The 17,858-nt window shown below is 47.0% G+C and carries 18 protein-coding genes; 14 read left to right on the forward strand and 4 right to left on the reverse strand.

The genetic code is table 11. From position 1 onward, the window contains the following. Nucleotides 1-15: 15 nt before the first annotated feature. Together V6669_RS07265 and V6669_RS07270 are read right to left on the reverse strand one after the other, a co-directional pair. Nucleotides 16-927 (reverse strand): TIGR01777 family oxidoreductase, encoded by a 912-nt coding sequence (locus V6669_RS07265; RefSeq protein ID WP_338592247.1) that lies wholly within the window; start codon nucleotides 925-927, stop codon nucleotides 16-18. 158 nt (nucleotides 928-1,085) lie between these two features. After that, nucleotides 1,086-1,553, reverse strand: a complete 468-nt coding sequence (locus V6669_RS07270) for a DUF2621 domain-containing protein (protein WP_338592249.1) — start codon at nucleotides 1,551-1,553, stop codon at nucleotides 1,086-1,088. A 170-nt stretch (nucleotides 1,554-1,723) separates the two neighbouring features. On the opposite strand from V6669_RS07270, the gene V6669_RS07275 reads away from it, so the two are divergent. Beyond that, nucleotides 1,724-2,830, forward strand: coding sequence for a deoxyribonuclease IV (locus V6669_RS07275; RefSeq protein WP_091033584.1), 1,107 nt, complete (start codon nucleotides 1,724-1,726; stop codon nucleotides 2,828-2,830). Nucleotides 2,831-2,872: 42 nt separating this feature from the next. Then, nucleotides 2,873-3,766, forward strand: a complete 894-nt coding sequence (purU, locus tag V6669_RS07280) for a formyltetrahydrofolate deformylase (RefSeq protein ID WP_338592254.1) — start codon at nucleotides 2,873-2,875, stop codon at nucleotides 3,764-3,766. Nucleotides 3,767-3,840: 74 nt separating this feature from the next. On the opposite strand, the gene V6669_RS07285 is transcribed toward purU, so the two are convergent. Further along, nucleotides 3,841-4,320 carry a hypothetical protein gene (locus V6669_RS07285; protein WP_338592256.1) on the reverse strand — a complete coding sequence of 160 codons (480 nt, stop codon included), beginning with the start codon at nucleotides 4,318-4,320 and terminating at the stop codon, nucleotides 3,841-3,843. A 434-nt stretch (nucleotides 4,321-4,754) separates the two neighbouring features. Here V6669_RS07285 and tkt point away from each other — a divergent pair, with 434 nt between their 5' ends. The 5 genes from tkt to V6669_RS07310 all read left to right on the forward strand — a co-directional run bounded on the left by tkt (nucleotide 4,755) and on the right by V6669_RS07310 (nucleotide 10,458). Continuing rightward, the gene (tkt, locus tag V6669_RS07290; RefSeq protein ID WP_264932011.1) at nucleotides 4,755-6,797 is read left to right on the forward strand and encodes a transketolase; all 2,043 of its coding nucleotides are present in this window, start codon (nucleotides 4,755-4,757) and stop codon (nucleotides 6,795-6,797) included. A 334-nt stretch (nucleotides 6,798-7,131) separates the two neighbouring features. Continuing rightward, entirely contained in the window at nucleotides 7,132-7,449 is a 318-nt protein-coding gene (locus V6669_RS07295; protein WP_017689983.1) for a pyrimidine/purine nucleoside phosphorylase, read from the forward strand. A 236-nt stretch (nucleotides 7,450-7,685) separates the two neighbouring features. Further along, entirely contained in the window at nucleotides 7,686-9,041 is a 1,356-nt protein-coding gene (locus tag V6669_RS07300; RefSeq protein ID WP_017689982.1) for a glucose-6-phosphate isomerase, read from the forward strand. A gap of 176 nt (nucleotides 9,042-9,217) precedes the next feature. Next, on the forward strand, nucleotides 9,218-9,850 hold the full coding sequence (locus V6669_RS07305) for a YigZ family protein (protein WP_036669098.1): 633 nt from the start codon (nucleotides 9,218-9,220) through the stop codon (nucleotides 9,848-9,850). A gap of 5 nt (nucleotides 9,851-9,855) precedes the next feature. Further along, nucleotides 9,856-10,458: a TetR/AcrR family transcriptional regulator gene (locus V6669_RS07310; RefSeq protein WP_076209447.1), complete on the forward strand. Its 603-nt coding sequence runs from the start codon at nucleotides 9,856-9,858 to the stop codon at nucleotides 10,456-10,458. Nucleotides 10,459-10,647: 189 nt separating this feature from the next. On the opposite strand, the gene V6669_RS07315 is transcribed toward V6669_RS07310, so the two are convergent. Further along, nucleotides 10,648-11,049, reverse strand: coding sequence for a secondary thiamine-phosphate synthase enzyme YjbQ (locus V6669_RS07315; protein WP_076327247.1), 402 nt, complete (start codon nucleotides 11,047-11,049; stop codon nucleotides 10,648-10,650). Between the two features lie 347 nt (nucleotides 11,050-11,396). Here V6669_RS07315 and cysT point away from each other — a divergent pair, with 347 nt between their 5' ends. From cysT to V6669_RS07350, 7 genes are all read left to right on the forward strand, one after another. Then, nucleotides 11,397-12,212 carry a sulfate ABC transporter permease subunit CysT gene (cysT, locus tag V6669_RS07320; RefSeq protein ID WP_338592277.1) on the forward strand — a complete coding sequence of 272 codons (816 nt, stop codon included), beginning with the start codon at nucleotides 11,397-11,399 and terminating at the stop codon, nucleotides 12,210-12,212. After that, entirely contained in the window at nucleotides 12,209-13,006 is a 798-nt protein-coding gene (locus V6669_RS07325) for a sulfate ABC transporter permease subunit (protein WP_047842044.1), read from the forward strand. Before cysT ends, V6669_RS07325 begins: the two co-directional genes overlap by 4 nt. 1 nt (nucleotide 13,007) lies before the next feature. Beyond that, complete coding sequence (gene cysA / locus V6669_RS07330; protein WP_036610770.1) at nucleotides 13,008-14,072, forward strand: sulfate ABC transporter ATP-binding protein; 1,065 nt, start codon at nucleotides 13,008-13,010, stop codon at nucleotides 14,070-14,072. Between the two features lie 25 nt (nucleotides 14,073-14,097). Next, on the forward strand, nucleotides 14,098-15,162 hold the full coding sequence (locus tag V6669_RS07335; protein ID WP_338592286.1) for a sulfate ABC transporter substrate-binding protein: 1,065 nt from the start codon (nucleotides 14,098-14,100) through the stop codon (nucleotides 15,160-15,162). 157 nt (nucleotides 15,163-15,319) lie between these two features. Next, complete coding sequence (locus V6669_RS07340) at nucleotides 15,320-15,766, forward strand: hypothetical protein (RefSeq protein WP_091033569.1); 447 nt, start codon at nucleotides 15,320-15,322, stop codon at nucleotides 15,764-15,766. 284 nt (nucleotides 15,767-16,050) lie between these two features. Further along, on the forward strand, nucleotides 16,051-16,857 hold the full coding sequence (locus V6669_RS07345) for an MBL fold metallo-hydrolase (protein WP_338592289.1): 807 nt from the start codon (nucleotides 16,051-16,053) through the stop codon (nucleotides 16,855-16,857). 118 nt (nucleotides 16,858-16,975) lie between these two features. Further along, the gene (locus tag V6669_RS07350; protein ID WP_338592291.1) at nucleotides 16,976-17,848 is read left to right on the forward strand and encodes an RNA polymerase sigma factor; all 873 of its coding nucleotides are present in this window, start codon (nucleotides 16,976-16,978) and stop codon (nucleotides 17,846-17,848) included. Nucleotides 17,849-17,858: the final 10 nt, after the last annotated feature.

Consider the following 17,858-nt stretch of genomic DNA (forward strand, 5'->3'; position numbering starts at 1 on the left):
AATCTCGTGGTACAATCAGTCGGATAAGCCACGGTGCTTCAGATCTTCCAGTGCCTGGGTTAAGGTTGGGAAGGTGAACTGGAATCCGTGGTCGAGAGCTTTTTGCGGAATGACTCTCTGCCCTTGAAGCACGACAACGGATAGTTCTCCGACCAAGGTTTTAATTAGGAAGCTGGGTACGGGGAACCAGTGAGGGCGATGATACACCTTGCCCACCGTGCGACCGAATTCATCATTGGTGACAGGGTTCGGTGAGGAAGCATTGACCGGACCTGATACTTGTTTATTTTGAATACTAAAATCAATGAGTCTTACGATATCCATAATGTGAATCCAGCTAGTCCATTGCTTGCCACTGCCGATCTTGCCACCAACACCCAGCATGTAAGGAAGTTTCATCAATGGAAAAGCCCCTCTTTTATGTCCAAGAACCAGACTTACCCGGATTTTAACGAGTCTTACATTTTTGATTGCATCTGCAGCAACTTCCCATTGTTCCGAGACCCGGGAAGGGAAATTCATTGATTTTTGCGGACTATTCTCGTCAAAGGTTTCGTTAGGGGAGGTTCCATAGATGGCCATGGCCGAAGCCTGAACGACCACTTCCGGCTTTTGTTCCAGGGATTCCACCAATCGGGCTACCCGCGCTACGGTCGTGACTCTGGATTCAACAATCTCCAGCTTTGCCTTGGTTGTCCAACGTTGATTCAGCGTTTCTCCGGCAAGGTTAACGAGAGCGTCCATACCTTCTAGCAAGTGAGGTTGTTCTTCGACTTGTTCCCACGATATATATGAAAGATTTTTACTTGGATTATGCAAGTCAGGCAGTTTTCGTGTAATAACTTTCACATGGTGCCCGGCTTGCAGCCAGTAATCTACAAGTGCTCCTCCCACAAATCCGGTACCTCCACAAATGGCAATTTTCATATCCAACATCCTCTCTGATTTTCACTGCGCTGATATATACCGTTGAATCGACAAACAGCCCCGTACGGTAAGCAATGCCTGTTGGGAACAACTTACCTGACGGAGCATATCTGTATCTAATTAACCAAATCTATATGCCACTTAACTCATCTTTTATTTTATTTAATCAAATGTTGATAAGGGGAATAATCGATTTTGTTTTTCTCCAAAAATTTTACTAAAAACTTATTATCCCGCTTCGGTGTGGCAATAATGTATCCTTTAATGCAATGATCTCTCGATACTTCCGTTGCGTTGTCTTCAACTGCAATTTTACCAATCTCTGCAGCAATGGAATGTTTGGCGATGTCACGAAATGGCCCAGGTACAGGCTCCACGAGTTGATCCAAAAAAGCTTTGGCTTCATCTGTCCATAAGTGACGGCTGGCTTCAACCCAATGATTCTGCCAATCCAGTTTGGACTTTCCGTCAGCTTTTGGTAGCACTTTTAAAAACTTGCGCATCATGAAAAATCCACCGATACACATGCTGCCAAGCAATACAAAAGTCCAGAATGCGATTGTATTCATAAACCAATTGCTGGGGGAACTGCTGGTCAGTATCATCGCGTAGGAGTCGAAAATCATTGCGGAGTCACCTCGGTTCATTGATTTTCACGGAAAGACGGATTCCGCCTACCCATGTTCCACATATTAGCTGTTAAAAATAGCCTCTATCCCGAATTATAGCGCATTTCTAGATTTATTTCGATAATCGCGTTAGAATAAGGGATAATTCAGATTAAGGGGGATCAATAATGCTGAAAATCGGCTCCCACGTGTCCTTTTCGGACAAGGGATTATTGAGTGCAACGAAGGAAGCGTCCTCGTACGGTTCCAGTTCGTTTATGATATATACGGGTGCACCACAGAATACACGTCGCAAGCCAATTGAATCCATGTATATTGAAGAAGGAAAACTTGCCATGCAAGAGGGTGGAATGGAAGATATCGTTGTCCATGCACCGTACATTATTAATCTTGGCTCATACAAAGACAACACGTATAGACTCGCTGTAGATTTCCTTCAGGAAGAGATCCGTCGTACACATGCCATTGGTGTGAAGAACATCGTATTACATCCCGGCGCATTTACAGACAAAGATGCCCACTATGGGATCGGACGGATCGCAGAAGGGTTGAATGAAGTGCTGGAGGGTGTGAAAGAGACAGATGTGAACATTGCTCTGGAAACCATGGCTGGCAAAGGTACGGAAATGGGTCGCAGTTTCGAAGAGATCGCTCAGATTATTGAGAAAGTAACGTATAACGAGCGCCTCACTGTGTGTATGGATACATGTCACATTCATGATGCCGGATATGATATCGTTAATGATTTTGACGGTGTACTGGAACAATTCGATCGCACGGTAGGACTTGACCGCATTGCCGTAATGCATATTAATGATAGTAAGAATGCTGTGGGTGCGCACAAGGACCGTCATACACCAATTGGCTCCGGCTGGATCGGGTTTGAGGCGATTAACCGCATCGTCAACCATGAGAAGCTTCAAGGACGTCCATTTATTCTGGAGACACCTTGGATTGGTAAAGAGGCCAAGACACAGCGTCCAATGTATGAGGTGGAGATTGCCCTGCTTCGTGGGGATGTTGCCGGTCGATTCGGCCAGGATTTCCTGACAGAAGTAGAACAGTTGCAACACTTTTTCAAAGGTAAAGAGATTGAGTCTCGTTCGTATATTCTGGATGTGTGGACGTTGCTCAAAAATGATGCCAAAGCCAAAAAGGCAGATCCGCGCGAACCGCTGGAGCGCCTCTATGACATGGTGACTGAAGCTGCTTTATTCCCGCATTTGAATGAAGAACAACTGAATCATCGCTTGATTGCATGGCTTGCGGGTTAACCCTGCAGGTCATGGCTTAATTGAAGGAGGAAGAATAACCCGATGGAGATCCACGCTAAACAAGTACGCCCTGATTCTAAAAACCGCGCCGATCGTGCGCGCATGCTTATTTCCTGTCCAGATGGTCCAGGAATTGTAGCTGCCGTCTCTCACTTCTTGCACCAGCATGGTGCAAACATTGTTCAGTCGGACCAGTACACCATGGACCCTGCTGGCGGCATGTTCTTTATGCGAATTGAGTTTGATCTTCCGCAATTGTTGGTCAATTTACCGAAACTGGAAGCTGATTTTGTAGAAGTAGCAAGCCGTTTTCAGATGGAATGGACGTTATCTGCGGTTAGCCGCAAGAAGAAACTGGCTATCTTTGTATCCAAAGAAGATCATTGTCTGGTTGAATTGTTGTGGCAATGGCAGGCAGGCGACCTGGATGCCGATATTGCGCTTGTGGTCAGCAACCATCTGGACATGAAGGACTATGTAGAATCATTTGGCATTCCATATCATCATATTCCGGTTACAGCAGATACGAAGAAAGAAGCAGAACAGCGTCAACTGGACGTCATTGGCAATGATGTGGATGTGATTATTCTGGCTCGTTACATGCAGATCATCTCTCCCATGTTCATTGAGCACTACCGTAATCGAATCATTAATATCCACCATTCGTTCCTGCCAGCCTTTGTGGGTGGTAAACCGTATGCGCAGGCGTACAACCGTGGTGTCAAAATTATCGGTGCGACAGCGCACTATGTTACGGAAGAACTGGATGGCGGCCCGATTATTGAACAGGATGTGCAGCGTGTAAGCCACGGGGACGATGTAACCGAGCTGAAGCGTATTGGACGTACCATTGAGCGTGTTGTGCTTGCACGTGCCGTGAAATGGCATGTCGAAGACCGTGTTCTCGTTCACGAAAATAAAACGGTCGTATTTTAAGCTTATGCTTTAATACTGCGCAAGGTTGATTCGGAACCACGTAATAGACTAACAACAAAGCGACCCCAATTCGTTTACGAAGCGGGAGTCGCTTTTTTTGCATTCATAATATACTTTCCGCACATGCCAAGCATAATACCAAACAGCAGATGTCCTACAATCCAGTAGAGGATGGCTGCCACATCGTACAGATCTGGGACACGTGGTGACAATTGAGAGAGTGGAATGTAGAGCAGGGATGAAGCGGCACCGAGCAAGATTCCTTTGAACATAGGGCGGCCTGAATGCCTTACCCACCACAGATAGTAGATACCGATGACAACGGACACGATGAGATGCAAAGCAAATTCAATGAATTCGGGTAAGGTTGGCGGAAGACCAGGTACAAAATCAATATTCAGCAGCAGGGTATATACTTGTTCACCTGTGTTGGCCTGAATCACTTTAAGGAAAAATCCCAGGATAACTCCCGAGAGAACCCCCGTTAAAATACCGGATATCCAGGGTAATGAGTGTTTTACCGATGTTGATGGGTGAGCCGCAGGATCTGGCATGATCGCAACCTCCTATGATTGACGTATGTACATCTGAAAAGTAAACCATAGCCCAATTTTCGAATCCATATTCAGGAACATTATATGTGAATTGAGGATGAATATCTAAAAAATGCATGGTTTTCAGGTTAAAGGTTATACTTCATGCGATGGATTTGTGAGGCTCCTTAAGTCTGCTTTTGGAATTTAGTACCTTTTAAAGTACGATTTTTGCTTGATTGGCCAAGGATTATTCATCACAAACAATCGATTTTTCATGAACTTCTCAAAGAAGGTTATGGAAAAGCTTCACGCCAAGTGATACAATACAAAAGTGAATAAGTCAAAATGAAACACTCAAGCGGATTCACTTATTGTGAAATTCGGTTTGCTTGTATGATGAGAGGGATTCGCTTGCGCACCCGACTTATCTAAAGACATGAGGAGGACAAACCATGACTGACAAGAACGAAGCGATTCAAAAGGACGAGAACAGCACGATCGACAACCTGTCGATTACTACCGTACGTACTTTGGCGATTGATGCAATTGAGAAGGCAAATTCCGGACATCCGGGTATGCCTATGGGCTCCGCTCCAATGGGGTACCAACTTTTTGCAAAAACGATGACTCATAACCCGGACCACCCAACTTGGGTTAACCGGGACCGTTTTGTCCTGTCTGCAGGACATGGCTCCATGTTGCTGTACAGCTTGCTGCACCTGAGCGGATATGATCTTCCAATGGAAGAACTGAAACAGTTCCGTCAATGGGGAAGCAAAACACCGGGTCACCCGGAATTCGGACATACTGCAGGTGTTGATGCAACTACCGGCCCACTGGGTCAAGGTATTGCAATGGCTGTAGGTATGGCGATGGCTGAAGCTCAACTGGGCGCAACATACAACAAAGACAAATTCAACGTAGTTGATCACTATACTTACGCAATCTGTGGTGATGGTGACTTGATGGAAGGCGTATCGCATGAATCAGCTTCCCTGGCTGGACGTTTGCACTTGGGCAAATTGATCATGTTGTTCGACTCCAATGACATCACGTTGGATGGTAAATTGGATCTGTCTTCTTCCGAAAGCATCGCGAAGCGTTTTGAAGCTTATGGCTGGCAAGTGCTGCGCGTTGAAGATGGTAACGATCTGCCTGCAATCGAAAAAGCAATTCAGGAAGGTCAAGCAGATACACTGCGTCCTACACTGATCGAAGTTAAAACGGTTATCGGTTATGGTAGCCCGAACAAACAAGGTAAAGGCGGCCACGGCGGTACTCACGGATCTCCACTGGGTGCAGACGAAGCCAAATTGACTAAAGAGTATTACAAATGGGTTTACGAAGAAAACTTCCACGTACCAGCTGAAGTTCGCGATCACTTTGCACAAGTGAAAGATCGTGGTATCTCTGCTAACAAAGCGTGGGACGAGAAATTTGCCGAGTACAAAAAAGCTTTCCCTGAGCTGGCAGCTCAATTCGAAACAGCGATTAACGGCGACCTTCCAGAAGGTTGGGACCGTGATCTTCCTAAATATGCAGCAACAGACAAAGCTCTTTCCACTCGTGTAGCATCCGGTAACGCTCTGAACGGTCTGGCGCACAACGTGCCACAACTGACAGGTGGATCTGCTGACTTGGAAAGCTCCACAATGACTCACTTGAACAACCTGGAGAACTTCACACCTGAAGATTACTCCGGCCGTAACATCTACTTCGGTATCCGTGAATTCGGTATGGCTGGAGCAATGAACGGTATGGCACTGCACAGCGGTGTGAAAGTATTCGGAGGTACGTTCTTCGTATTTACCGATTACCTGCGTCCGGCTGTTCGTCTGGCTGCCCTGATGGGATTGCCTGTAACGTATGTTCTGACTCACGACAGTATCGCTGTTGGTGAAGACGGTCCTACGCACGAACCGATCGAGCAATTGGCATCCCTGCGTATCATTCCTAACCTGACGGTTATTCGTCCGGCTGACGGTAATGAAACTTCGGCTGCTTGGGCTTACGCGCTTGAGAACAAGAGCAACCCGGTTGCACTCGTACTCACTCGTCAAAACCTGCCGATCCTCGAAGGTACCGTTGAAGGTTCACGTGAGAACGTGAAACGTGGTGCTTATGTTGTCTCTGATGCAAAAGATGGCAAAGCGGTAGCACAAATCATCGCTACAGGTTCTGAAGTGCAATTGGCTGTTAAAGCTCAAGCAGCACTTGCAGAACAAGGCATCCAAGTTCGCGTAATCAGCATGCCAAGCTGGGATCTGTTCGAGAAACAAGACAAAGCTTACAGAGAGTCCGTTCTTCTTCCGGATGTTAAAGCTCGTCTTGCGATTGAAATGGCTTATCCAATGGGCTGGGAGAAATATGTTGGAGATCAAGGTGACATTCTCGGAATCAGCACATTTGGTGCTTCCGCGCCTGGCGACCGTGTTATCCAAGAGTATGGCTTTACAGTGGACAACGTGGTTAGCCGCGTAAAAGCATTGCTGTAATAGAGGTTGTTCAAAAAGTCTGCTTTTGATTACGAAGGATGCCTCACGGCATCATCAGCATCGAATATGGGATTCAGCCGAAATGTCCGTTGCTCACGTAGTTTTCTCCTACGCTCCGCTACTCCATTTCTAGCTTCATCCCATCTTCTCGGTACTGAAAACCTGACTTTTTGAACACGCACTTTAGCTTCATAAACGCTGCTATGGTTGGGAGGGCATCATGCTGTCCTGATCCATGGCAGCAAGTTATTTCCGCAGAACATGGGCGGTGAATCTTTACCGCCCTGATCTGTTTTGCCTTTTGTTTTCATTAACTTCAGGGGAGCGGGTACGCATGTCACAATTCGATCAAGTCAGTGTAGTGAAAGAGGCCAACATTTATTATGATGGTCAAGTAACCAGCAGAACGGTTATTTTGGGGGATGGCAGCAAAGTGACTCTGGGCATCATGCTTCCAGGCAGTTATGAGTTCGGTACGGATTCTCGTGAAATTATGGAGATTCTGTCCGGAGATCTGAAAGTATTGCTTCCCGGAGAAGAAGAGTGGCAAGAGATTCAAGGTCAAGCTACGTTCCACGTGCCTGCCGAATCCAAATTTAAACTGGAGATACGCAGCGTTACTGACTACGTCTGCTCGTACCCGGCGGAATAACATAAGAAGGGTAAGCAGAACCGCAACCTGCGGATTCGGTTTACCCTTTTTACTTCTTGAATTCTAACGACAAAGTTCGAGCTGCAAGCTTGTCAGCCCCGTGGATTTGAAGTATCCTTAAGGCAAGTTGTTTAGAATGGAATACGGACATAATATAAGAGGTTGTTCAAAAAGTCCGCTTTTGATTACAAAGTTTGAACACGCAATATAATCGAAATCAGGAGGTTTTTGAGATCATGGCAAAAAAAGTGACATTTGACTATAGCACGGCATTGCAATTTGTAAATCAGCACGAAGTGGATTATTTCGCAGAACCGATTCGTCTGGCTCACGAGCAGCTTCACAACGGAACAGGAACAGGCTCCGATTATCTGGGCTGGATTGACCTGCCAACAGCTTATGACAAAGAAGAATTTGCCCGCATTCAAAAAGCGGCTGCCAAAATCCAAAGCGACTCCGAAGTACTGATCGTTATCGGTATCGGTGGATCATACCTGGGTGCACGTGCAGCGATTGAAATGCTGACTCACTCTTTCTATAACAATCTGCCAAAAGACAAACGCAAAACGCCTGAAATCTATTTTGCAGGAAACAATATCAGCTCCACATATGTAACTCATTTGCTGGACCTGGTTGAAGGCAAAGATTTCTCCGTCAACGTTATCTCCAAATCCGGTACAACAACTGAGCCGGCTATTGCATTCCGTATCTTCCGTGCAGCACTGGAAGAGAAATATGGTAAAGAAGAAGCTCGCAAACGCATCTATGCTACAACAGACAAAGCGCGCGGTGCACTGAAAGAACTGGCAAATGCAGAAGGATACGAATCTTTCATTATCCCTGATGATGTTGGTGGACGTTACTCCGTTCTGACAGCTGTAGGTTTGCTGCCAATCGCAGCAGCGGGTATCAGCATCGAAGAAATGATGCAAGGTGCGGCTGATGCATCCAAAGAATACAGCAACCCGAACGTAGCTGAGAATGAAGCATATCAATATGCTGCAGTTCGTAACGCATTGTATCGTAAAGGTAAAGGCACGGAGATTCTTGTAAACTATGAGCCTTCCCTGCACTTCGTGTCCGAGTGGTGGAAACAGTTATTCGGAGAGAGTGAAGGTAAAGACTACAAAGGAATCTATCCAGCATCTGTTGATTTCTCTACAGACTTGCACTCCATGGGTCAATTCATCCAGGAAGGTAGCCGGAATATCTTCGAAACTGTTATCCAGGTTACTGAAGTTGCTGAGCATATCTCAATCAAATCCGATCCGGACGATCTGGATGGTTTGAACTTCCTTGAAGGCAAAACTATGGACTTTGTTAACAAAAAAGCGTTCCAAGGAACACTGCTTGCACATACGGATGGTCAAGTACCAAATCTGATTGTGAACATTCCAGATATGACTCCATATTCTTTCGGATATCTGGTATACTTCTTTGAAAAAGCATGCGGTATCAGTGGCTACCTGCTGGGCGTCAATCCATTTGACCAACCAGGCGTGGAAGCTTACAAGAAAAATATGTTCGCATTGCTGGGCAAACCAGGCTTTGAAGAAGAGAAAGCAGCGCTCGAAGCGAGACTTTCTGAATAATTCCTCGGTCTGCTCATATAGTTGAATAAGGTAATGTAAATCTAACCGGGAATCACTGTTCGTGTAAGATGCAGGGTTCCCGGATGTAGATAACCAGGGCAGTTCGTCCGCGTTCGCGCGGTGAACTGCTTTCTTGTAAAATGGACTCAGGAAAAGATCAGAAAGTTGGATTTAGGATGATTGAACGTTATCGCACGGTTCGAGGACCGGGCAATCTGGAAATTGTAATCAAGAAGTCGCGATTTATCGGTCATATTATGCCGGTCACGACAGAGGAAGAAGCTGTTGCTTTTATCGATGAGATCAAGAAAAAACATTGGAATGCGACTCACAACTGCTCTGCGTACATGATTGGGGAGCGGGATGAGATCCAGAAGCAATCCGATGACGGGGAACCCAGCGGAACAGCAGGGAAACCCATTCTTGAAGTGATCAAAAATCAGAAATTAAAAAATGTGGCAATTGTAGTTACGCGATACTTTGGGGGAATTATGCTTGGAGCCGGTGGGTTAATTCGTGCTTATACGGATGGTGCTGTAGCAGCCATTGAAGCCGGAGAAGCCATTACCAACGTGCTGCATCGTGAAGTGTTTGTTGAACTGGATTATACGTGGCTGGGTAAAGTGGAAAATGAGTTAAGAAGCCGGGAAGTCCGTACAGGTGAAACTGGATTCACCGATAAGGTTACGTTGACTTGTCTTCCGCCGGATAGTGAAACCGAGGCATTTATAGCCTGGATCACGGATTTGACGCAAGGGCAATCCCGGATCACGGAGGGACAGCGGCTTTATTTTATTGAAGGGGAATAAAATATATGGCTAGAAGAGCAGTCGAACAGGAGTTGTCGAGGGAGCGGATACTGGAGGCGGCGAGGCACCTTTTTATTACCAAAGGATACCGCGCCATTTCGATGCGAAGCATCGGCCAGCATCTGGGCTATAGTCATGGGTCGCTGTATTATCACTTTAAGGAAAAGGCAGAGCTGTTCTATGCCATCGTGGTTGAAGATTTTAATCATCTGGGGCATTTGCTGCTGCAGGCTATGGTCAGGCCGGTTCGTGATGATGTGAGCAAGGTAGAGCACATTATGATGGAGTTTATTCGCTTTGGTCTGGAGAATCCATACCAATACGAAATCATGTTTATGATCAGGGACGAAGAACTGTTGTCTTATTGTCGTACCGAACAGGGACGTTGCTTCGAATTGTTTGCATCGATTATAAGGCAGTATATGAATGAAGAGAACTGTACGGAAGAGGATATTCAAAGGGTACCGCGTACGCTATTTTTGGCTATGCACGGATTCATTTCTTATTACATTCAGGACCGTTTAACGTTTGTGGAGATTGAATCGTCTGCGCTGTCTCATGTCAAAGTGCTGTGCCGCAATCTGGGTCAGCAGCCTGGCGACCAATAATGGCGCTGTTGTTGCACCCCTACACTTCAGGGCGGTGATTTGTCATAACTTTAATTCTTTATAACGTTGTCTCGCGAAAGTTAGTATGCGCAGCAGACCAAGTCAGGCGGCTCCGACCCGAAATGAGGGTGGACCGCCTGTTTGTGTTTGCAAAAATGAATGAGTTGGTGGTAGGCCTGTTGGACCCAACTAACCTTCCATAATTTTGAGGAAATATTCCCGCTCACGTGGTCCATCGAATTCACAAAAGTAAATGCCTTGCCAGCGGCCAAGCAGCAGCCTGCCTTCGTGAATAATCACTGTCTGTGATGGCCCTGTTGTAATCGATTTGAGGTGAGAGGCTGTATTACCTTCGGCATGTCGATACTCGGGATGCTCCCAAGGGTACACTTCATCAAGGCGCAACAAGACATCGTGTTTCACATCCGGGTCTGCATTTTCATTGATGGCTATACCGGCCGTCGTATGTGGACAGTAGATGAGCACCGTCCCATTCTGCACCCCGCTACTCTGGACAACCTGCTTCACGTCCCATGTGATATCCTTCATTTCATCTCGTGTGGAAGTAGATATATTCTTCGTATATAACATGTTAGATCACTCCTTATCATCTCTGTTCTTACCCTCGATTGTACCTTAACCACTACATACCAAACAAACCACATATGCAAGGTGAAAAAAGCAAATCGCATCATATCGGAGAGGACAGAAATAACCTGAAGTGATTTTATTAATTGATCTCGGATGTGCCCCAATTTTATTCAATAAAAGCATTGACGATTAGCACTGCAAACTGGTAAAGTATCAGAAAAGCAAAACCAAGTAGACTAATGGGAATAATATTAAAGCAATATCATCCAACTTAGGAAAAATGTCGTATTGAAGCCAGGAAGACTGCCGACCGGAGTTAAAGCCGGAGGCTGGGAGGGAACGCAGCAATGAATACCGTTCTTCGTCATAAGGGATGGACTTGGGGATTTCGCAGTACCGTGTTGTTATATTTTATCGTACTTATTGTACTTCCAATCATCGGTGTGTACGTCAATTCCTTCTCTGAAGGATGGAGCAACTTTGTTCAGAGCATTATGGACCCCATCGCGTGGAAAGCCGTACTGCTGACCATTCGGCTGGCCGTCATTGCCACGCTGATTAATGTGGTTTTGGGCACGATGATCGCCTGGGTTTTGACAAGGTATCGCTTTGTGGGCCGATCGTTTCTAAATAGTCTGGTTGATCTCCCGTTTGCACTGCCAACAGCGGTGGGTGGCTTGATGATTATGCTGCTTTTGGGTCCGGTCAGTGCCATCGGGAAACTGGCAGAATCCATGGGATTTGAGATTGTGTTTCATCAGCCCGCCATTATTATAGCGATGACCTTTGTCACGTTTCCGTTTGTTATCCGTGCAGTGCAGCCTTTGCTGGAAGAAATTGATCCTTCCGAGGAAGAGGCCTCTTACACAATGGGGGCATCCAAGGCTCGCACGTTCATGCAGGTTATTCTGCCGTCCATGGCACCTGGCATGATCAGTGGGGGGATGCTTGCTTTCTCCAGAGGACTGGCTGAATTCGGGGCTGTTGTGCTGGTGGCTGGTAACATTCCAGGAAGAACACTGACCGCTTCCGTATTTATCTACGGGGAGATTGAAAGTGATAATCCAACGGGAGCTGCTGCTGTATCCGTGTTGCTCCTGACGCTCTCCTTCCTGATCCTCTGGCTGATCAATCTGGTGCAGATGCGGGGGAGAAGACGATGAGACGACTGTTAATCGGACTGACGTTTGCGGTATTTATTGTACTGCTGATTATCCCGCTTGGACGAATTTTTATTGGCGCATTTGAAGACGGGGCAGGTGGATTCCTGAAAGGGTTAATGCGCCCTGAGGCGTTACATGCCTTGATGATGACCGGACTGGTTGTCCTGGTGGTCACCCTGTTAAATACATTGTTTGGCATCATGATGGCTCTGTATCTGGTTCGTGCTGGATGGATGAGTGAACGGATAAAAGGGCTGCTGAACAGCATTGTAGACCTGCCTTATGCCGTATCTCCTGTCATTGGCGGTTTGATGATTGTGTTGATGTTGGGACCTAACAGCATTATGGGTGCTTTTTTTGAAGGGATTGGATTCAATGTGGTCTATGCCTTCCCGGGTATGGTGATCGCAACGTTATTTGTTACCTTTCCACTGATGGTCAGAGAGGTTATGCCTGTCCTGCAGGAACTCGGTTCTCAGCAAGAGGAGGCCGCATCTACACTTGGCGCCTACGGCTGGAGAACGTTCTGGAGTGTGACATGGCCTTCGATCCGCTGGGCGGTAGTGTATGGTCTAGTCTTGACGGTTGCGCGCTCGCTTGGGGAATTCGGTGCAGTGCTGGTTGTATCCGGTAATATTATGAACAAAACGCAGACTGCAACAACCCTGGTGTATCAGGATGTTGAGAATTTTAATGTAGCTGCCGCAAATGGTGTGGCATTGGTGCTGGTCACCTTCTCCGTCGGGCTGCTGCTAATGATGGAATGGGCCAAGAAGCGAAAGGAAGTGCATTGATATGCATGTAGAAGTCCGTGATCTGAACAAACATTTCGGTGATTTTCATGCGGTAAAAGATGTCTCATTCGATATTGCCAAAGGCCATCTGATCGGTCTGCTTGGACCCAGCGGAGGCGGGAAAACGTCCATTCTGCGGATGCTGGCGGGTCTGGAGAATCCGGGTTCCGGAGAGATTCGCTTTCACGGAAAAGTCGTGAACCATCTGCCTCCACAGGAGCGGGGCATCGGATTTGTATTCCAGAACTATGCCTTGTTCAAACATATGACGGTATTTGAGAATATCGCCTTTGGACTCAAGGTTAAGAAGACGCCAAAAGCCCAGATCCGTGATAGGGTTATGGAACTGGTTGAATTGACTGGGTTAAAAGGTTTCGAACAGCGCTATCCGCATCAGCTGTCTGGTGGGCAGCGTCAGCGTGTGGCTTTTGCCAGAGCGCTCGCCCCGGAGCCGCAGTTGTTATTGCTGGATGAACCGTTCGCGGCTATTGATGCGAAGATCCGTCAGGAACTGCGTTCATGGTTACGGGAGCTAATCGAGCGAGTGGGAATCACTTCGATCTTTGTAACGCATGACCAGGATGAAGCAATTGAAGTCGCGGACGAAATTATGATTATCAGCCAGGGTCGTCTGGAACAGAAGGGCACACCTTGGGATATCTACAAAAACCCGCAGACACCGTTTGTCGCTACATTTATCGGGGAGTCTACAGTTGTGGAGGATGCTTCCCAGCTGAAAGGATTCGAACATGCCGTTGAGGGTGAACATACCAAAGCGCTTATTCGACCGGAGTATATTGAGATCGGCTTGAAAAATGAGTTCACCATGTTGTCTGCAACGGAAAAAGGTACAGTCAAACATCTTCATTTCCGCGGCAGTGAATGGATGGTAGAGGTGGACGTACAGGGTCACAAGTTAATCACCTATCGTTCCCTGGAGAAAACAACATTGGAGATTGGTCAACAGATTCGCGTCCTTGTACACCGTGCATACCTGTTCAACGACTCCAACAGTTGGGTGGTTGAGAACCGACTTAAGGAAGATCCGATGCCGGTGATGATCTAGATCAAGTGGAAGAAGGGGGCTGCCCATGCAGACGAGGAAGAAGAAATTCATACTTTTATATGTTGCCCTCATGCTTCTGCTCGTCTGCATGACCGCTGGATGCAGCAAGCAGGAGGAGTCAAGCGAACAGAAAGAGCCATCTGGTACCGATTCATCCAATACGCTGGTGATTGGTGCCTATAGTGTGGCAAAAGACGCTGTAGGCGAGTTGCTGCCCAAGTTCCAGGAGGAGTGGAAGGCAAAGACCGGACAGACGATTAACTTCCAGGAATCCTATGAAGCTTCGGGTACACAGGCCAGAGCCATCGTTGGTGGATTCGAGGCTGATGTGGCCTTGCTCGCGATGGAGAGTGATATCGAGAAGCTGGTCAAAGCCGATCTGGTTAGCTCCGATTGGAAACAGACCCCTAATGAGGGCATGATCACCCGTTCGATAGTTGTTCTGGGTACAAGAGCAGGCAACCCGCTCGGAATTCATGATTTTCAGGATTTGACCAAGCCGGGAGTGAAGGTACTCTACCCTAATCCAAAGACATCCGGGGGCGCACAATGGGACATTAATGCCATTTACGGTGCTGGATTAAAACTGTCGGAGGAACAAGAGGGGAAGAAAGATCCTGCCGCAGCCAAGGCTTTTCTCGAACAGGTACATCGCAACGTTGAATCATTGGACAAGAGTGGGCGTTCTTCGATGGCGGCATTCGAGTATGGTGTCGGTGATGTAATCGTCACGTATGAAAATGAATTGCTTGCCCGGATCGCTAAAGGTGTAGATTATGACATCGTCATTCCGAAAAATACGATCCTGATTGAGAACCCGGCAGTTGTGGTGAATAAATATGCCGATAAACATGGGAATCGTGAATTGGCGGAAGCTTTTGTCGCATATCTGCGTACACCAGAAGCACAGCGTATTTTTGCCAAGCATGGTTTTCGTTCAGTAGATCCGGATGTATTTGCACAGACCGAGTCCACATTCCCAACGCCTGAAGGATTATTTGATATCAACTATCTGGGTGGATGGGATGAGGTACGCAGTACGTTGTACTCCAAACGCGGCGTGTGGTATCAGGTGCTTGCGGGAATATGAGTATAGCTGATGTAATCGAATAGGTAACCGAGCATATGGATACTAAACCTTCATTTCAATGGAAGTAGAGATGGAGGTTTTTTACTGCCAAAAGGTTATAATAGAGGTATACTGAATCATGATTGTTACATAGTACTAGCAGGAAGGTGTGAGTTGGATGAATGCAGAGATCAAATTATCCCAAAGTACAGCAATTCGACTGGAGCAGGCCCGCGGTAAGGGGATGCCTGAGGAAGAAATATTAAAAGCCATTCAAGCCAAAGACGTTTCCGCTTTTGACGCCGTGTCTGAAGAGGAATACCGATATAACGAATTTTTCTCGTATGCGGACGAGCATGGTGAAAATCTGGAGGCAGCAGTGAAAGACGGCTACCGGATTACATTTAACACGCGTGGTGGACTCGGAATCTGGTTGGAGAAGGCCTTTAAGGTGCAGCCAGAGAAAGACTTCACGGTGGGTGAAGGTATAGTAACCGGATTACAGTTGAAACCGGAGCAGGCAGAGGTGCTGGCGAAGCGGCTTGCATCGAACTGGGTCATTACAGAATCGAAGGATGTACCTGCGGGTCAGGAACTGACTTTGAAGCTGCGGGCACTGGTTTAATTCTAGCGTTGGGTTAATGTGACTCGAATCAGTCGGTTATGGCCTGTGAAAAAGGTAAGGCCTGCTCTGCATATGGGTGACCCGCTTATAAGGTTGCATCACATGCTGATGAAGTGTACGCTCCCGAATGGAGCGAAGCATGGAATTAAAGTCTGACGGTGAATAGTCAGACCAGGGACTGTCCCGAATTGCAGTGGATAACTGCAGCGGGGTGGTCTTTTTTTTTGCAAAAACAGGGGTGGACGATTACAATTTACATATCATGAATTCAGGGGGAATGCGGATTGAATCAGCTAACATTTCTGGGCACTGGCGATGCGATGGGCGTTCCACGTGTGTATTGTGATTGCGAAGTATGTGCAGAGGCGAGGCTTACGGGAGAGAATAAACGGAAACGTTCTTCTGTTCTAATTGACGGTGGTGGGGAGGGTACGAGTGAACAGTTCATGATTGACTGCGGACCAGACTGGAGATCACAGATGGAGGATCAGGGATTACGTATGGTGCATACGCTGCTCATTACGCATGCCCATTTTGACCATATTGGAGGACTGCCGGAATGGGCAGATGCGTGCCGCTGGTTGGGTGTAAAAGGGCGTTTGTATGCACCGCGTGAAGTAATTGCCACCATTCAGGGACAGTTTCCTTGGTTGGGTCGTCATATGGACTTTCTGGAAACGGATGATGATATTGAACTTGGCGGCTGGAAGGTGCATTCCTGGAAAGTATGCCATGGACATAACGGATATTCGTACGCATATCGGCTGGATCGAGGTGGGTATAGCTGGGCGTACTGTTCAGATGCTATTGACCTGAAGCCATCCGAAAAAGAGCCGTTGCACGGACTGGATCTGCTGGTGATTGGAACAAGCTTTGTGCATGAACTTGCGGAATTCTCAACACGTTCCGTGTACGATATGCGCGAGGCGCAGGAGCTACTGCGGGAACTGAAGCCAGGTCATACTTATTTTACACATATGTCTCATGACGTTGATGTACGGCAGAATTATAATCTGGATCAAGGCATTACGATTGCCCTTACCGGGATGAAGGTGCCGCTTGGAACATTAAAACTGGAAACGAATGCGTAACCCAACTTAACTAGCGTAACAAAAATAAATTCAGAAGAGCGTATCCTTTACAAGGGGTTCTTCGTTTACATAGTGTAAGTCAAAATCAATCAGGAACCAGCAAAGGGGGGCCCCCAAGATGGCCTTTGTGAAGTCCGTGGATTGCAGAATCAACAGACCACATGATGATGGTAAACAAGATAAATTCGATATTGAATTCAATGGCAACGACAGAAAAAATCAATTGAACCAAAGCATTCATGCCGTATTACCCGATCTGATGGGTTCGTTGTATGCGTATTGTTTATCTCTGACGAAATCAGTTCCAGACACGGAGGATCTGGTTCAGGAGACCTGTCTCAAAGTGTTGTCGTCGAGTGTAGTTGGAACTTATGGGATGAATAAAGATATAAACTGGGAAGCTTATCTGATCCGTATTGCACGCAACAGCTGGATTGATATTTTACGTCAGCGGGAGAGATTAGCCTGTAAAATGGATAGCTTGAAGCCGCTCCTGCACGAGATGGAGGAGGAAAGGCGATTCGAGGAGATGGAGTCTGCCGTACAACTTCTTGTAAATACGCTACCACCGTGGCAGCGAGTGATATATGTATTACGTGAATTAATGGGTTATAAGGCGGCAGAGACTGCGGAAATGTTGGATACAACAGAAGGTGCTGTGAAAGCGGCGTTAAGTCGTGCCCGCTCTGCCATAGCCGAGGTGAGGCATAGGTTGGAACAATCAGACGGTGAATTGCAGTATGAGGAGGGCACAGTGGTGGACAATCGGGAGGAACTGCGCAGTTATCTGCTGGCATTTCGTAATGGAGATACAGCTCAACTCATTGATCTGTGCCTGAATCGGACCGATGATCCGATGGCTGTGGCGGGCACGATTTTGCAGCAGACTTTGCCGTCTCCATCCATGCAGCCAATGATGTACGGGTACTCCACTTCTGGCATGAACTCGATGTCGTATGGAGGAGGATACACGGTCAACATGGTTGCCTAAACCGAGGAGG

Source organism: Paenibacillus sp. Y5S-9 (assembly GCF_036894235.1).
GTDB lineage: Bacteria > Bacillota > Bacilli > Paenibacillales > Paenibacillaceae > Paenibacillus.

What these genes read in the sequence shown, in the direction of transcription:
- V6669_RS07265 (WP_338592247.1), bottom strand. Translation starts at nt 927, where the DNA reads ATGAAAATTGCCATTTGTGGAGGTACCGGATTTGTGGGAGGAGCACTT.
- V6669_RS07270 (WP_338592249.1), bottom strand. Translation starts at nt 1,553, where the DNA reads ATGATTTTCGACTCCTACGCGATGATACTGACCAGCAGTTCCCCCAGC.
- V6669_RS07305 (WP_036669098.1), top strand. Translation starts at nt 9,218, where the DNA reads ATGATTGAACGTTATCGCACGGTTCGAGGACCGGGCAATCTGGAAATT.
- V6669_RS07315 (WP_076327247.1), bottom strand. Translation starts at nt 11,049, where the DNA reads ATGTTATATACGAAGAATATATCTACTTCCACACGAGATGAAATGAAG.
- tkt (WP_264932011.1), top strand. Translation starts at nt 4,755, where the DNA reads ATGACTGACAAGAACGAAGCGATTCAAAAGGACGAGAACAGCACGATC.
- V6669_RS07295 (WP_017689983.1), top strand. Translation starts at nt 7,132, where the DNA reads ATGTCACAATTCGATCAAGTCAGTGTAGTGAAAGAGGCCAACATTTAT.
- V6669_RS07275 (WP_091033584.1), top strand. Translation starts at nt 1,724, where the DNA reads ATGCTGAAAATCGGCTCCCACGTGTCCTTTTCGGACAAGGGATTATTG.
- V6669_RS07325 (WP_047842044.1), top strand. Translation starts at nt 12,209, where the DNA reads ATGAGACGACTGTTAATCGGACTGACGTTTGCGGTATTTATTGTACTG.
- V6669_RS07335 (WP_338592286.1), top strand. Translation starts at nt 14,098, where the DNA reads ATGCAGACGAGGAAGAAGAAATTCATACTTTTATATGTTGCCCTCATG.
- V6669_RS07310 (WP_076209447.1), top strand. Translation starts at nt 9,856, where the DNA reads ATGGCTAGAAGAGCAGTCGAACAGGAGTTGTCGAGGGAGCGGATACTG.
- V6669_RS07340 (WP_091033569.1), top strand. Translation starts at nt 15,320, where the DNA reads ATGAATGCAGAGATCAAATTATCCCAAAGTACAGCAATTCGACTGGAG.
- V6669_RS07285 (WP_338592256.1), bottom strand. Translation starts at nt 4,320, where the DNA reads ATGCCAGATCCTGCGGCTCACCCATCAACATCGGTAAAACACTCATTA.
- purU (WP_338592254.1), top strand. Translation starts at nt 2,873, where the DNA reads ATGGAGATCCACGCTAAACAAGTACGCCCTGATTCTAAAAACCGCGCC.
- V6669_RS07300 (WP_017689982.1), top strand. Translation starts at nt 7,686, where the DNA reads ATGGCAAAAAAAGTGACATTTGACTATAGCACGGCATTGCAATTTGTA.
- cysT (WP_338592277.1), top strand. Translation starts at nt 11,397, where the DNA reads ATGAATACCGTTCTTCGTCATAAGGGATGGACTTGGGGATTTCGCAGT.
- cysA (WP_036610770.1), top strand. Translation starts at nt 13,008, where the DNA reads ATGCATGTAGAAGTCCGTGATCTGAACAAACATTTCGGTGATTTTCAT.
- V6669_RS07350 (WP_338592291.1), top strand. Translation starts at nt 16,976, where the DNA reads ATGGCCTTTGTGAAGTCCGTGGATTGCAGAATCAACAGACCACATGAT.